Annotated in this window: 18 protein-coding genes and 2 tRNA genes; all 20 read right to left on the bottom strand. The window is 40.9% G+C overall.

Going from position 1 to position 15368, the window contains the following annotated elements:
- Positions 1–189: 189 nt before the first annotated feature.
- Positions 190–1854: a DAK2 domain-containing protein gene (locus tag PCY11_RS09910; protein ID WP_013904691.1), complete on the bottom strand. Its 1665-nt coding sequence runs from the start codon at positions 1852–1854 to the stop codon at positions 190–192.
- A gap of 2 nt (positions 1855–1856) precedes the next feature.
- On the bottom strand, positions 1857–2222 hold the full coding sequence (locus PCY11_RS09905) for an Asp23/Gls24 family envelope stress response protein (protein ID WP_003004393.1): 366 nt from the start codon (positions 2220–2222) through the stop codon (positions 1857–1859).
- A gap of 142 nt (positions 2223–2364) precedes the next feature.
- On the bottom strand, positions 2365–2553 hold the full coding sequence (gene rpmB, locus PCY11_RS09900) for a 50S ribosomal protein L28 (RefSeq protein ID WP_001140948.1): 189 nt from the start codon (positions 2551–2553) through the stop codon (positions 2365–2367).
- Positions 2554–2671: 118 nt separating this feature from the next.
- Positions 2672–3367 carry a hypothetical protein gene (locus PCY11_RS09895; protein ID WP_013904689.1) on the bottom strand — a complete coding sequence of 232 codons (696 nt, stop codon included), beginning with the start codon at positions 3365–3367 and terminating at the stop codon, positions 2672–2674.
- Positions 3368–3371: 4 nt separating this feature from the next.
- A complete protein-coding gene (locus PCY11_RS09890; protein ID WP_049505908.1) occupies positions 3372–3818 on the bottom strand; it encodes a LytTR family DNA-binding domain-containing protein in 447 nt (148 codons plus the stop codon).
- Between the two features lie 296 nt (positions 3819–4114).
- Positions 4115–4426: a hypothetical protein gene (locus tag PCY11_RS09885; RefSeq protein WP_049506410.1), complete on the bottom strand. Its 312-nt coding sequence runs from the start codon at positions 4424–4426 to the stop codon at positions 4115–4117.
- Positions 4427–4625: 199 nt separating this feature from the next.
- Positions 4626–4698: transfer RNA gene (locus PCY11_RS09880), tRNA-Thr, on the bottom strand.
- A 100-nt stretch (positions 4699–4798) separates the two neighbouring features.
- Entirely contained in the window at positions 4799–5584 is a 786-nt protein-coding gene (locus PCY11_RS09875) for an ABC transporter permease (protein WP_049506409.1), read from the bottom strand.
- Position 5585: 1 nt separating this feature from the next.
- Positions 5586–6404, bottom strand: a complete 819-nt coding sequence (locus tag PCY11_RS09870) for an ABC-2 family transporter protein (RefSeq protein WP_049506408.1) — start codon at positions 6402–6404, stop codon at positions 5586–5588.
- A gap of 1 nt (position 6405) precedes the next feature.
- The gene (locus PCY11_RS09865; protein ID WP_049506407.1) at positions 6406–7398 is read right to left on the bottom strand and encodes an ATP-binding cassette domain-containing protein; all 993 of its coding nucleotides are present in this window, start codon (positions 7396–7398) and stop codon (positions 6406–6408) included.
- 380 nt (positions 7399–7778) lie between these two features.
- Positions 7779–8186, bottom strand: coding sequence for a hypothetical protein (locus PCY11_RS09860; RefSeq protein WP_014712923.1), 408 nt, complete (start codon positions 8184–8186; stop codon positions 7779–7781).
- A 53-nt stretch (positions 8187–8239) separates the two neighbouring features.
- Entirely contained in the window at positions 8240–8638 is a 399-nt protein-coding gene (locus PCY11_RS09855; RefSeq protein ID WP_021154464.1) for a hypothetical protein, read from the bottom strand.
- A gap of 37 nt (positions 8639–8675) precedes the next feature.
- The gene (locus PCY11_RS09850) at positions 8676–9023 is read right to left on the bottom strand and encodes a hypothetical protein (RefSeq protein ID WP_024055414.1); all 348 of its coding nucleotides are present in this window, start codon (positions 9021–9023) and stop codon (positions 8676–8678) included.
- 66 nt (positions 9024–9089) lie between these two features.
- On the bottom strand, positions 9090–9644 hold the full coding sequence (locus PCY11_RS09845; protein WP_024055415.1) for a histidine phosphatase family protein: 555 nt from the start codon (positions 9642–9644) through the stop codon (positions 9090–9092).
- Between the two features lie 51 nt (positions 9645–9695).
- Complete coding sequence (locus tag PCY11_RS09840) at positions 9696–10634, bottom strand: alpha/beta fold hydrolase (protein ID WP_049506405.1); 939 nt, start codon at positions 10632–10634, stop codon at positions 9696–9698.
- 84 nt (positions 10635–10718) lie between these two features.
- Complete coding sequence (locus tag PCY11_RS09835; RefSeq protein ID WP_003004573.1) at positions 10719–11600, bottom strand: class II fructose-bisphosphate aldolase; 882 nt, start codon at positions 11598–11600, stop codon at positions 10719–10721.
- 344 nt (positions 11601–11944) lie between these two features.
- Positions 11945–12397 carry a hypothetical protein gene (locus tag PCY11_RS09830; RefSeq protein WP_024056238.1) on the bottom strand — a complete coding sequence of 151 codons (453 nt, stop codon included), beginning with the start codon at positions 12395–12397 and terminating at the stop codon, positions 11945–11947.
- Between the two features lie 80 nt (positions 12398–12477).
- Positions 12478–12563, bottom strand: a tRNA-Leu gene (locus tag PCY11_RS09825).
- Positions 12564–12687: 124 nt separating this feature from the next.
- Positions 12688–14301 carry a CTP synthase gene (locus PCY11_RS09820; RefSeq protein ID WP_023919338.1) on the bottom strand — a complete coding sequence of 538 codons (1614 nt, stop codon included), beginning with the start codon at positions 14299–14301 and terminating at the stop codon, positions 12688–12690.
- A gap of 173 nt (positions 14302–14474) precedes the next feature.
- A complete protein-coding gene (locus PCY11_RS09815; RefSeq protein ID WP_301362729.1) occupies positions 14475–15170 on the bottom strand; it encodes a B3/4 domain-containing protein in 696 nt (231 codons plus the stop codon).
- Positions 15171–15368 lie beyond the last annotated feature (198 nt).

The raw sequence follows: 15368 nt of genomic DNA, 5'->3' as shown, positions 1-15368 counted from the left end.
CAAGCTCTTCAATTTGAATAAAAATCTGATGAATATGAGACTTTTTGCAGAAACCCCTTTTTCTCACGAATAAAGCCTCAGTGGAGGGTTCACTTCCGTCTAAAATCCTCCAAATCACGCCGATTTCATAAGGAATCTCCTCGTTTTTCTATATACAAAAAAAGGTTCCGAAAGGAACCTTCTGTTCAATTATTCTACACTAAACAAGTATGGGTAGACCGGTTGGCCACCTTGGTGGATTTCCACTTCTACATCTTCATACTTCTCAGCAAGGGCTTGGGCCAATTCATTTGCCAACTCCTCACTTCCGTCTTCACCGACATAGATGGTCACAATTTCACTGTCTTCATCCAACATATGAGCGAATGTTTCTTCCAAGGTTTCCATCATATCTGGATTTGAAACAACGATTTTGCCATCGACCATTCCAAGATTATCATTTTCATGGATTTCAAGCCCATCAATAGTGGTATCGCGAACCGCTGTTGTCACACTACCAGACACAACATCGCCCAATGAAGCGCTCATGCGTTCGTAGTTTTCTTCGATCGACTTGCTTTCATCAAAGGCAAGAAGACTAGTCAATCCTTGAGGGATGGTCTTGGTCTCAACAACTGCTGCAGGTTGATCAATCACTTCTGCTGCAGATTGAGCAGCCATCAAGATATTTTTGTTGTTTGGCAAGATAATAATGTTGCGTGCATTCAACTCTTCAACCGCTTTGACAAAGTCTTCTGTTGATGGGTTCATGGTTTGACCACCAGAGATGATGTAATCCACTCCTTGCGCTTTAAAGATATCAGCCAATCCGTCACCCGCAACGACTGCGATGATGGCATATTCTTTTTCTTCAACTGGCTTCGCTTGGCGCTCTTCTTTTTCAACTTGCGCTTCGTGTTGGTTGCGCATGTTGTCGACTTTGACCTTGACCAAGCTTCCGTACTTAAGACCTTCTTGCATGACAAGACCTGGATCTTCTGTATGGACGTGAACTTTGACAATCTCATCGTCATTCACCACCAATAGGGAATCCCCAAGGTTGTTCAAATAGTTACGGAATTCATCGTAATCGAAGTCTTTGACATAGGTTGGACCTTGTTTCAAAGCGACCATGATTTCTGTACAGTAACCAAACTTGATGTCTTCAGTAGCCACATGACCAGCAACTGACTTGTGGTGCTCTGCATTGATCATTTCTGACATGGTTGCAGGTGTTGCTTGGAACTCTTCAGAAGCAATGAATTCACCTGTCAAGGCTGACAAGAATCCTTCATAGATGAAGACCAACCCTTGACCACCAGAGTCTACCACGCCAACTTCTTTCAAGACTGGCAACATATCTGGAGTCTTCGCAAGAGCTGTTTTAGCTCCTTCAAGAGCTGCACGCATGACTTCTACTGCATCGTTGGTAGATTCTGCTTTTTTCTTGGCCCCGATAGCTGCCCCACGAGAAACCGTCAAAATGGTTCCTTCAACCGGCTTCATAACGGCTTTATAAGCAACTTCTACACCAGACTGGAAGGCTGCTGCAAGTGCTGCTCCATCCAATTCTTCTTTGTCTTTGACACTTTGAGAAAATCCGCGGAACAATTGAGAAGTGATGACTCCTGAGTTCCCACGCGCACCCATCAAGAGACCTTTAGCGAAGATCCCTGCCGCTTCTCCAACAGTTGATGCAGAACGGTCAGATACTTCTTTGGCCCCATTTTCGATGGTCATTCCCATATTAGTCCCTGTATCTCCATCTGGTACAGGAAAGACGTTCAAAGAGTTTACATATTCCGCTTGTTTATTTAAGCGCGTAGCCCCCGCTTGAACCATTTCTTGAAATAAACTTGTAGTAATATTAGCCACGATTATTCTCCCACAATCTTGATATTTTGAATATAGACATTCACAGTATCCGTAGTGATTCCAAGTTGATTTTCCAAACTAAATTTCACACGTTCTTGAATATTTTTTGAGACTTCGCTAATCTTTGTTCCATAGCTCAAAACAGTGTAAACATCAACTGCGATAGTTCCTGCTTCCGTTGTTTTGACAACAACACCTTTAGAGAAGTTTTCTTTCCCTAGGAGGGCTTGGAAATTATCTTTGATCGCATTTTTGCTGGCCATTCCAACCACACCGAAGATCTCAGTAGCGGCACCGCCTACAACAGTTGCGATAACCTCATCAGTCAATTCAATTTGACCGTCCTTTGTATTGATTTTTACTGTCATAATTTCTACCTCAAAAGTATTTTATATTCTATTTTACCATAAAAGAGGTCAACTGTAAAAGGGTAGGGACTATTCTTCTCCCGCTGTGACAGCTGTCTCTAGAGAAAAAGAAAAGAACCTCTATGAGGTTCTATATTCTTTATTAAACGCGTTCTACTTTACCAGATTTCAATGCACGAGCTGAAGCCCAAACTTTTTTAGGTTTACCATCGATAAGGACAGTTACTTTTTGAAGGTTTGGTTTTACGGCACGTTTTGTTTGGTTCATAGCGTGTGAACGGTTGTTACCTGATACAGTCTTACGACCTGTGAAATAACATACTTTAGCCATTTCTGTGTTTCCTCCTATTAGATCTAATATAACGGATGTGCTAGCACCACATACCGTACTATATTACCAAAAAAAATCTCTCTTGGCAAGCTTTTGGCCAAAGTTTTTCATTTCAGACTTAAGAAAACGAATTCGCTCCGACATAGATAATTTCCAGATTTCCTAAGGAAACATCGCCCGTAATGTAGAAATCCTTGCTTGTCAGAGCACTTGGATTTTCCTGATGTTGGATCGCTGAGAGGGAATTATCCACATTTACATGGACACGCCAATCACTTGGTACATAGAGACTCAAACTTCCAAGGGAAACATCGACAACAAACTGAGCAGATGGACCCTCGATGCGGCAATTGTCAAAATAAACCGATGCTTCTCCCATACTCACATCTGCACTTCCGCGGGTAAAGTGTTGGTCATTGAGATATTTTGTCACTGTTGAAAAAGTGACATCAATGTCATTGCCATCCGACTTACTCATGGACCCAGCAGAATAGGAAGCTAGGCGGGCTTTTGTTTTCTTAGAGGGTTTAAACAAAATGTTGAGCCCAATCACAGCGAGAATTGAGGAAAGGATGACAACTGAATTTGAAACTGGGAGGAAATGGTATTGCCCATTGAGACAAAAGAGGGCTAAAAGTCCATAGATGAAGCCCCAACCAAAATGGCGTTTTAAGAAACTAGAGAGGGACAGAACGGCAAGCAAGGTAACCCAAGCTAAGGTCCAGATGCTGATGTCCCATTTTACAAAATAGCCCTGTAAAAGGATTAAGGCTGCTAAAAGGATTAAGAATACTCCAATTAATTTTTTTCTCATGATATTACCTCATTTCATTTAGTCGTTCTTTTAAGAGTTGATAGTAGCGTCTAGATACGTGAACCTGCTTATGGGTCTGGTAGAAATTGACCGTGCTGGTCCCTGAAAAAGACTTTTCTAGAGAATAGATCTGCTTTGCGTTGACAATGGTGGATTTGGAAATTCGACAAAAGGCGATGGGAAGTAGCTCCTCCAACTCATAGAGCTTCTGTTTGACCTCATAGGCCTCGTCCTTGGTGTGTCCAAAAATCTTCTCCCCGTCCGTCTCAAAAAAGAGGATAGATGCCAAATCCAGAAAATACTCACTTCGATCCTTGTAGAAGGCCAAAGGAGCGACCTTTTGTTCTAGGATTCTCTCTTGCAGCTGGGTCAATTCCGGGGTCAAGCGCGGAGCTCGAATCAAGATCTCAGGCTCATCCGTTGATGGATCCAATTCGATTCTAACTTTCATAAAACTCCTTTCCCAACGTTTTGATAGTACCATTATAACAGCTGTTGAAAACAAAACAAGGGCTTTTCAGTAAGTGGCACGTTTTCCCCATCAAGAGGTAGTTTTTGAGAAGTAAAGAGGCTGGGACAAAAGTCCTAGCCTCTCAATTGTCTTTGGATTGTCGGGCAAGACGCAGTGGTTGAGTGGGCTCTACTACGCTGATTTCATCAGCTTTTACAGCCCTACTCAACTGTGCGGAGGTGGGACGACGAAATCGAATTCTAACGAATTACCGATTTCTGTCCCACTCTCTTTCTTTATTTGTTGCTATTCTTATCCGGTAAAAGAAAACTAAGACCCACGCAAGCAAGGACACCCGCTGTGATCACTAAGCCATTTGAAACCGGCAAGAGATCGTAGATCGCGTTTGCAATCATCAGAGCAATTAAAGCACAGATGACACTTGCCTTGTAGTCCTGTTTCAACAGATTTTCAAGCGTAAAGAAAGCAAATAAGAGAACGGGGAATAAAGGCCAGATATTCACATCGATCTTTGGAAAGCCAACCATTCCCATTGTGACAACCGCAAGAGCTGCCAGAATAAATCCAAGTCCAAGTAATTTTTTCATCATCGTATACCTCGTTTTTATTAATTGGAAGTATTGCTTCCTTTGATGATTCTATGATAGCAAAGAGCCCCTATGGAGACAAGGACTTTTGACTAAGCGGTCAAAAATGGCGCCTATGCGGTCAAAAAAAGAGCGAGACAGAACGAATCGGTTATCACCATCATTCGTCGTCTCGCTCCTTCAAAGCCGTTTCTTCCTATGCCGATTGCAGGGATCGAACCTGTGACCTACGCGTTACGAGTGCGTTGCTCTACCAACTGAGCTAAATCGGCGATTACCTTCTTAGTATAGCACTCTGAGAATAGATGTCAAGAAATTTTCATCTCCATTAGAAAAAGCCTTTCCTGAGACAAGGCTTTGAGATTCTTCCTATTACGAACCCGCACTTTCGTAGGCATCTAAGCCCTTGTCCCATAGTTTCAAAGAAATAACAAAGAAGACAAGGGAAATTAGAATCAAACCACCAATGTTAAAGAGCCCATCCTTGTCCTGCAAGAAATAACTGGCAGGATAGTAAGCCGTAAAGGCGAAAGGTACAATAAAGCTAATTAACCAACGAAGGAGCGAATTGTAAATAGAAATAGGATACTTGGCAAAATCATTAAACATATAGAAAATGTAAATCATGGCACCTGACTGCTTGGTCCAAAAAGCGATGCTAGCTGTCGCGATTTTTAAAGAAGTATAAATCAAGGTCGCAAAAGGAATACAGACTAGAAAAATCAGGAATTTTGGAAGAGTCCAAGAGATGCTAGTTACTGTTGTTCCTAATAGAATGCCACCGACCAAGAGTTCACCCAAGGCATCAATCTGAAAGGTCTCAACCAGAATATGAAATAGGGGATTGATAGGACGAGTCAGATACTTGTCAAACTCCCCTTTTCGAACTAGTCGTTGACCTAAAGCCCAGAGATTGTCAAAAAAGAGATGATCTAGTCCCTTTGGAATTAAGGAAAATCCATAGATAAAGGCAATTTCTTGAAAAGTCCAACCTTCTAGGGAGGGAATGTGTTGAAAGATGACATTGAGAAACAAGAGGTTCAGGCCTTGAGTCAGAAAGACTCCCAACACACCAACCACAAAATCTACCTTGTATTCCATGATTTGCTTGATGTACTGTCTGATAAAAATCAGATGCATGCGTTGATATTTTTTCATACTAACCTCCCTGAATGGTGATAAATGACTGGACTCGTTTCCAAATCAACTGAGACAAGCCCACCATCACTATAAGCCAGAAAAGCTGAAGCAAAAGTGCTTGAAGAATCTGACTAGCATCGTATTTCCCAACAATAATCATGACCGGAGTGTAAATTAAGGATGAGAAAGGTAAGAAGGACAGAATATCTGAAATGACCTTTGGAAAGAAAGCCAAGGGAATCAAACTCCCAGACATAAAGGCCACTATGGAAGTCTTAAGTAGGTTGGAACCCCAAAGATTTTTAAATACAAAGGCTGAAAATCCAAAGCAGATATTAAAGAAAAAGTTAATCAGATAAGCCAGAGTTAAGCTAAAGAGATAAAGGACAGTTAATCCCAGCACCTCTAGAATACCTTGCCCAGATAAGATTTTTATCAAAACAATGACACTTAAAAATGGCAGGCCAACAGAGATAAAAATCAACCACTTGGAGCCAAGTTCGGTGAAAAGGTAAGAGGCCGCAAAATGCACTGGTCTCAGCAAGCGCATGATAATGGAGCCATCCTTGACCTCCTCCCCAATCATAAAGGAGCTATCAGACCTGGTCAACAGATTGGTCACAAAACTCATGATGATGTAGAGAGTGATATCTGCCATACTGAAGCCCTGAATCAAAGGCTCCTGAGAGGAGTCAAAGACTGCCTTCCAGAGATAAAAGGCCACAAAAGCCCCCATGACATCACCAATCCGATAGAGAATAAAGTTGACTCGATAGGTAATCAACTCCTGAATCCCCGCATTGATAAAGGGTTTATAACGTCTCCACAATTTGACCATCTTAGAGCTCCTTTCGGTAGAAGCGACGGATAATATCTTCAATATTCGTATCTACCATCTTCAAATCACGGACCTCAAAATCAGATAAGGTTTGCTTGATAATATCGGCCGACTGGTAGCGGGAACTATCGAATTCAATATTGAGAGTATTTCCTTGTCTATCAATGGACATATCAGGCAAGCCCTCATAATGAGAGAGGAGATGATTTTGACCTGGCGTCAGGTCAAAGGAGAGAGTCTTCATCTTTCCAAAGGTCTCCTTGAGCTGGCTAACCGTTCCATCAAAAATCTCTTGCCCCTTATCAATCATAAAAATCCGATCACAGAGTTGCTCAATATCACTCAAATCATGAGTAGTCAAGAGAATAGTTGTCTCTTCCTCCTGATTAATCTGGGTAATGGCCCGACGAATGTTGTCCTTGACCGACACATCCAAACCAATAGTCGGTTCATCTAAAAAGAGAACTTTGGGATTGTGAAGCAAGGAAGCCGCAATATCCGCCCGCATCCGTTGACCTAGTGAAAGAGTCCGCACAGGATCCTTGATAAATTCCTTCAAATCCAAAACTTCATTCAAAAAGTCCATACGCTTATGGAAAAGCGAGTCCGGTACATCATAGATCTCTTTCAAAACCGTGTAGGTCTCTTGCAGAGCCAAATCCCACCATAACTGGGTGCGTTGTCCGAAAACGACTCCAATATCCTTGACATAATCTTGGCGATTATCCTGCGGAATCTTGCCGTTAATCCGACAAAAACCAGATGTCGGTTTTAAAATCCCTGTCAGCATTTTGATGGTGGTTGACTTCCCAGCACCATTTGCCCCGATAAATCCTAAAATCTGCCCTTTTGGAACTTCAAAAGTTAAATCCTTGACCGCTTCAAAGGTCTGCTTTTCAGGATGAATAAAGGAGCGCAAGGCTCCCTTTAAACCCGGCTCCTTAACTGTCTTCACAAAATTTTTCCGAAGATGTTGCACTTCTATCATTGCCATATCTATCTCCCTATCGTAAGAAGCAACATTGTATTTTTGACCACAAATATTCTAAATCCTTACTTTCTACACTTTCTAAATATTATTACAGAAGGCTTTATACCAACCTATTATAATCCAATAAAAAAAGGAATGCAAGCGTTTGCTTATTGATTATGAAATGAGAAATTTTTCTCTTAAAATAATACTTTTAAGCAAAAATTCTGGTTTCATCGTTTCCTTAAAATACCAAAAAAACTGCCTTCTTTTTCAACATAAGGAAAGAAAGCCCTAATAACACCCTTTTATAGTGCAAATGTCTACGGAAAACAAGTGTTAATTTATATCGAAAATTTTTATCCCTAAGAAAAGATAAAAAGGTGATGCTGCATCACCTCCCTCTACCAAGTTAAGTCTTCAATCATGCTTCTTACTTGTGAATCAAGAGTCTTATCCTTCTTCAGTTCTCCAACCAAAGTCTGAATCTGCCGGACTAGATTTGGATCATTGTCATTATAGCATCGATGAAGCATCCAGATGTTATGCACAGTTGGACTTTTTAGAACTGACTCCATCAATAATTCCTCATAGCCTTGATGATAAAATCGCTCCACAAAGTGAACCAACTCACCTGGAGCTCCAAAATCTACTTCTGGATGCTTGGAAATAAAGTCTAAGACGGGGTCAACCAAATCAAAGGGTTGAGGGTAAGCCTCCATGGCATCTACAATCTCGTCTGCCAACTCAAATTCTTGGTCTTCAGTAATTGCATCATGCAAAGCAACTAACATATCATCTTTAGTAAGCATCTGATTCTCCTTTTCAACTTTTCCATATCATTATTCGTTTTTGAACTTCTTCTTCACTCATCAAACCTTGTTCGTAAGTAGTTTTCCAACTCCTTTTGGGATAAATCACTAGGAAGTTCAAACACATACTCATAACCTTCATCACAAAAGGAAACTTTCTCTTCAGGTGGAAACCATTTCCGAAGCCAGATGATATAGGAGGCATAATCTTGTAACCTGTTCGTTGAATCAAAGTAATCAATCACAAAAACATTTTTCTTGCTACTCAGTGAACTTTCCAAAGTAAGCTGAGGACTTTGATAATCCCAAGAAAGCGAGTAAGCTTTTTCAGGATTCGTCCTTTCTCTGATCAAAATACCTGGAAATTTTTCTCTCAAAGCAGTACAAAAGGCTTGTAAATCTAGGAATATGGGGTCTTTACTCTCAATAAAGACAAAATCAGCAGTACTCATCAGTCTCTCTCCTTCTTTTTAAAACTGAAAACAGACCTTAACCATCAATGGCAAAATTCTCCAGACTCTCAAATGCCTGCCCCTGATAGTCAAAAGAAAAGATATGAATATCATCAAAAGTTTGATCGCAGAAAGTAACGGTTTGTCTTTCTGGCTCGATGATGGGTTTACCCAATTTTTCAGTAGCTTCTTCATCTGTGAAATACCCATAAAATTCTTGTAAATGAGGCAGTATAAATGCAAGAATACGGTAAAGATTTTTATGGTAATTGGCTGCAAGCAACTGAGCTTCCATCTCAAAGTTTCCACTTGGTTTTTCTTCCCAAGCTACAAGAACATCATCTACTTCATGTAGGTAGGCTTGCAAGGACTGATCGAATATCATGGCTATTTTTCCTTCAATTCTATTTGTAATAACAGAAAATAAAATCACATAGATTGAACTAAATGATTACCTAGATGTAACTTTCATAATTCTTTTCACACTCTTATCTTTGTCAACTAGAAAGCAATCTGGAAAAGTCATCTGTCCCCATTTTTTATAATCAAAACTTGAATCAAAATGATTGATTAAGATTCCTAGCAAATTTCCATGAGAACTCAGTAAAATGGTTTTATCTGAGTACCTTTCTTCCAAGTCCTCAAATAAATCTAAAATTCTATTTAATGCTTCTCGATTGGACTCTCCTCCAATAAGAGATTTATCTGGATTTTGCCATAAATATTGAATTGTTTTTTCAAACTCAGTATCTTCAATAAATCTTGAGGATAATTTTCGCTCTCGTAACCGATTATCAAGAACTATTTTATCAAATTGAATTGGCGAGCTATTAATCGTTTCAAATGCTCGTTTATAAGGACTAGAAAAATAATAATCAATATTAAAAGAATTCAAAAAATCTAACTGATTAAGAGATGAAAATCCTTTTTCTGACAAAGTTCTATTAAAATCATCACTTGAAAATCTTGAATGAGCATGTCTAAGTAAAATATAAGAATTATTCATAAGTCATTACCTTTCAATTATTATCATCAGTCTCAATGGATTTTTAAGCCCTCAATTATTCTCTAAAAATTCTTTAATGCGAGAAACAATAGCATCGCTTTGATAATGATAGAGGTCGTGAGGCGCATCCATATAGTCGACTTGAACATTAGACTGGTCGCTTGCAAATCTCTCTGCATAAAGTTGCCACTCTGATTGGCTAAAGGTCGTGCCTTCACCGTTAGAAACCAGGAGTAAGGCTGGAATTTTCGGATTAATGCTAGATGGAACTTTCTTGGCATTTTCCTTTGCCAAACGCGATTCATGAAACATAGCTTGTGACATCAACTGCTTATAAGCTAGAAGTTTATATTGTTTTCGTTCACTTTCGATCAGAGTTTGATTTTTTATATATAAGGACTCAGGAAAGTAGCGTAATAAGCCAATCTTGCTGCTCCAATATGCCACAGTGAGCAAGGTCTGATTCTCCTTTAAATCTTCATAACTTGATGGCAATGCCCAATCTAAACCAATCAAAGCTTTCACTTCATCAGGAAACTTCTCCTGCCAAGCAAGACTCTCTAAACTAGCCATAGAATGCGAAATAATCACATAAGGACCTGAAACATGAGCTTGCGCCAAAGCTTGACGGGTCTCAGAAAGGACCTCCATCACATCTCTTGAACGATCACTATCTTCACTAAAACCATATCCTGCTCGCTCCACGACAACAACCTTGTATTTTTTGGATAGGGGATCTGATAGATTCTTAAAGTCTAGGATAGGAGAGGCGATACCTGCACCGGAAAGAAAAACGATTGTTTGAGGTCCTTCTCCTTTAACAGAGACATTCATTCGATGTCCATTGACTGTAACTTGTTTACCAATGGGTGTGAGAAGCTTACTTTCATTTCGTAAACTAAATTGATGAAAAACAAATGTAGCACCTAAAAAGATCAGGAGAAAGCCACAAACGATCCAGCTCCACAGTTTGAATTTTTTCATAGGCATATTGTACAAAAATTAACCCCTGGAAGCAACCTTTCCCAAACAAAAAAACAAGATCCACATGGGACCTTGCTTTCCTGTTTTTAATTAAGCTTTGCCTTCTGAACCGAATACGTCGATACGTTCTTCAACAGCTGCAGTAATTGCTTCGAAACCTGGTTTCAAGAATTTACGTGGGTCGAAGAGTTTCTTCTTGTCGTATTCTGCTTCGTTTGCATCGTATTCACGTACGAATTGACGAGTAGCATTTGCAAATGCGATTTGGCATTCAGTGTTCACGTTAACTTTTGCAACACCAAGTTTGATAGCTGCTTGGATTTGATCATCAGGGATACCTGATCCACCGTGCAATACGATTGGGAATCCTGGAACAGCTTCAGTCAATTTTTGCAAGTGGTCAAGGTGAAGACCTTTCCAGTTTGCTGGGTAAGGACCGTGGATGTTACCGATACCTGCCGCCAAGAAGTCGATTCCTGTAGCAACCATTGCTTTAGCGTCTTCGATTGGTGCCAATTCACCGTCACCGATGATACCGTCTTCTTCACCACCGATAGTACCAACTTCAGCTTCTACTGAGATACCTTTAGCATGAGCTTTTTCAACGACATCTTTCGCCAATTTAAGGTTTTCTTCAACTGGAAGGTGTGAACCGTCAAACATGATTGAAGTGTAACCAGCTTCGATACATTCAAGAGCATCGTCGTAGTGACCATGGTCAAGGTGAATAGCAACTGGTACAGTAATACCCATTGATTCTACAAGGTTTTCAATAAGGGCTTTACATACTTTGTAACCACCCATGTATTTAGCAGCACCCATAGAAGTTTGGATAAGTACTGGAGCTTTCTTAGCTTCTGCTGCACGCAAGATAGCTTGAGTCCACTCAAGGTTGTTTGTGTTAAATCCACCAACTGCATAACCATTGTCACGAGCTGCTTGGACAAATTTTTCTGCTGAAACGATTGCCATTTGTTATAGGCCTCCTATAAATTTTTATGGGGTTAATCCCACTTACATTGTTTATTTTATCACTTTTTAGATGAAATTGCTAGTTTTTCCTGTGTCTTTAAGCGCTTTCTTACGATAAATAGGGTGGAATCTCCTAACTCCTAAGACTTTCATCCTAGCAAATAAGGAAAAGAGAGTGGGACAAAAGTCCTAGCCTCTCAATTATTTTTGGATTGTCGAGCAAGACGCAGTGGTTGAGTGGGCTCTACTACGCTGATTTCATCAGCTTTTACAGCCCTACTCAACTGTGCGGAGGTGGGACGTCGAAATCGAATTCTAACGAATTACCGATTTCTGTCCCACTCTCAATTCTCTTCTTTAAAATTTTTTAGTGAAAGGAGAAAGGCAATCCCGCAAATCACAAGGAATACCGCTGCAACCCATTGAGAATAGAAATAAGCAGCAAATAATTGACTGTCGGTGAACATTTTTCCAAGAAGCCCGTTTACCAATCTAAAAAGAAAAGGAAAGGTGTCAGGTACAGCAAGAAATATCGCAACAAGTAGAATAAAGCCTGCCATCAAGAAAAGATTGGGAATCCACTTTTTAATCCTTTTCTCTTTTCTGAGCAAACACTTAGAAGCAATCGCTGCTAGAAAAACGAGGACATTCCATATGTTTAAGGCAATAAAATATCTAAAAGTATCCTTGTATGCGCCTATCGCCATAGCTAAAATCATGATAGGACCGAAAAAATTAATGGCACTTCCCAATAGTGCAAAGAGGCCATCGACCAAAACCAGATACTTCTTCTTCATTTTCTCACCTCATCTCACACCTATTCTACCACAAAGAAATTTGAAAACAAAAAAAGATAGCCAAAGCTATCTTGATCCGATGCGGAGAGAGGGACTTGAACCCTCACGACCTAAAGCGGTCACAGGATCCTTAGTCCTGCGCGTCTGCCAATTCCGCCATCCCCGCGATTGAGTACTTTACTAGTATATCAATCAACAACTTTTTTGTCAAGATTTTTTTCAAACTTTTTTCAGGGTTTGTCATTTTTTCACAAAAAGGGATCAGGTTTCTCGACCTGATCCCTTGATTCTTATTTGCTATCGTGGTTTTCAACTGCCGCTGTGATAAAGGCTGTGTAAAGTCCTTCTGGGCGGTTTGGACGGCTTGACAATTCTGGGTGGTATTGGCAAGCGACAAAGAATTTGTTTTCTGGGATTTCAACGATTTCGACCAAACGGTTGTCTGGTGAAACGCCTGAGAAGACAAATCCTGCTTCTTCGAACTGTTCACGGAAAGCATTGTTAAACTCATAACGGTGACGGTGGCGACGTTGCACCACTTCTTGATTGTCATAGGCAGCTGCTGCTTTTGAGCCTCGTTTGAGTTTAGATGGGTAAAGACCGAGACGGAGCGTTCCTCCCATGTCTTCCACATCGATCTGGTCCCGCATGATATCGATAATCGGATACTTAGTTCCTGGATCCAATTCGGACGAATTAGCTCCTTCTAAGCCTAAAACGTGACGAGCAAATTCGATACAGGTTAACTGCATACCCAAGCAGACACCCAACATTGGGACGTCCTGTTCACGCGCATACTTGATGGCTTGAATTTTTCCTTCTGTTCCCCGTTGACCAAAACCACCTGGGACGATGATTCCATCCGCATCTCCAAGGAGTTCTGCCACATTTTCAGCTGTCACATCATTGGCATTGACCCAATTAATCTTGACTTCTGCATCATTGGCATACCCTGAGTGCTTCAAGGCCTCAACGACAGAAATGTAGGCATCTTGCAATTCTACGTATTTTCCAACCAAGGAAATCTTGACCTGTTTCTTGAGGTTCATGACCTTGTCGACCATCGCAGACCATTCTGTCATATCTGCTGCAGGAACATCCAATTTCAAATGGTCACAAACGATTTGGTCCATATTTTGTGCTTGCAAGTTCAATGGGATTTGGTACAAATGTTCCACATCCAGTGATTCGATGACAGCTTCTGGTGCGACATCACAGAATTGAGCCAACTTGTTCTTAATTCCTTGACCAGCTGGTTTTTCTGTACGGATGACCAACATATTTGGTTGAATCCCAAGACCACGCAATTCTTTCACAGAGTGTTGCGTCGGCTTGGTTTTCATTTCTCCCGCAGCCTTTAAGTAAGGAAGAAGGGTGGTGTGGATGTACATAACATTTTCAGCACCAACATCTGCCTTCATTTGACGAAGAGCTTCAAGGAATGGAAGGGACTCAATGTCTCCAACTGTTCCCCCGACTTCTGTGATGATGACATCTGAATCCGTCGTCGTCGCTGCTCGTTTGATCTTTTCTTTCAAAGCATCTGTGATATGAGGAATAACCTGTACAGTCGCGCCCAAGTATTCTCCACGACGTTCCTTTCGAAGGACTTCGCTATAAATTTTCCCTGTTGTCACATTTGAGTACTTATTCAAATTGATATCAATGAAGCGTTCATAGTGACCAAGGTCCAAGTCTGTCTCTGCGCCATCGTCTGTGACAAATACTTCCCCGTGTTGGTAAGGACTCATCGTCCCTGGGTCAATATTGATATAAGGGTCAAATTTTTGGATGGTCACTTTCAATCCACGATTTTTGAGCAAGCGACCAAGACTTGCTGCGACAATCCCTTTCCCGATGGATGATACGACACCACCCGTGACAAAAATATATTTTGTTGACATGTGCTTTCCTCTTCTTCTAATGTTGTAGAGGCCATTCCTCTTTGCAGAAAAAACAAAAATAGCTCCCTAATCCTTAGGGAGCTCCGACCTCAAAATGAGGTGCCCGAACAATATCTTACCGCAAATGGTCTACTTTGTCAAATTGAAAATTTCATGAAAATAATTTTCGCTGTTTACACGACCTTTTCCACTCCATTTTGTGTGACGAGAAATTTCTCAAATTGAAGCTGAGGCATGCAAAGAGCAAGGTCCTTGTGGATTCGTTCTAGCGCTTCTAAACGCATCTCGACTGACGTCTCGGTATTTCCTTGGATGACAAAGAGGGCGTTTTGCGTAGTCTCCTCAAATTTGTAATGGTCACTATCGCGTACATCCAACCAAGCCAGAACTCCTTTTTGATCCCGGTAGACAGGATCTGTCGGTGCTACATGCTTTTCGCTAGAAAGGATGGGGAAGAAGAGATCTTCTCTTTGACTCACTGTAAATTCAATCGGTCCCTCAATCTTATCTAGGTCATGTCCTCCAATTGCGAGAAAGGACTTCAGAGATTCGACATTATAGATATCGATGATGCTATTGATCTGAGGAAGAGCTCCTCGATGCTGGATGTTTCGGATAAGAGCTAGGACTGTTGGGGGATTTTTCTTGATGCTACGCCCTACTTTTTGCAAGAGGTCTGTATACCCTTTGATGACAGGAGATGCCACTACTTCTTCTGTCTGACACTGGAGCGCCCATTGTTCAAGCTCTTTCTTCTTTTCAAGAAAAGAAGGGGGCAGGACTGCTTGGGGATCCACATTTCTAGCAATTCCGACCACAACCGTATCAATACCAAGAGCTACTAAACTTTGATCTAAACGAAAGTCCATCTGAACACCTCCTATTTAGGAATCCTTACACGTTTATCATACTCCATTTCGCCACTTTTTTCAATGCAAACAAAAAGAGAGTGGGACAGAAATCGGTAATTCGTTAGAATTCGATTTCGTCGTCCCACCTCCGCACAGTTGAGTAGGGCTGTAAAAGCTGATGAAATCAGCGTAGTAGAGCCCACTCAACCACTGCGT

The organism is Streptococcus sp. SP8 (assembly GCF_030440045.1).
GTDB lineage: Bacteria > Bacillota > Bacilli > Lactobacillales > Streptococcaceae > Streptococcus > Streptococcus parasanguinis_I.
This window is presented reverse-complemented; position numbering and strand designations above follow the sequence as displayed.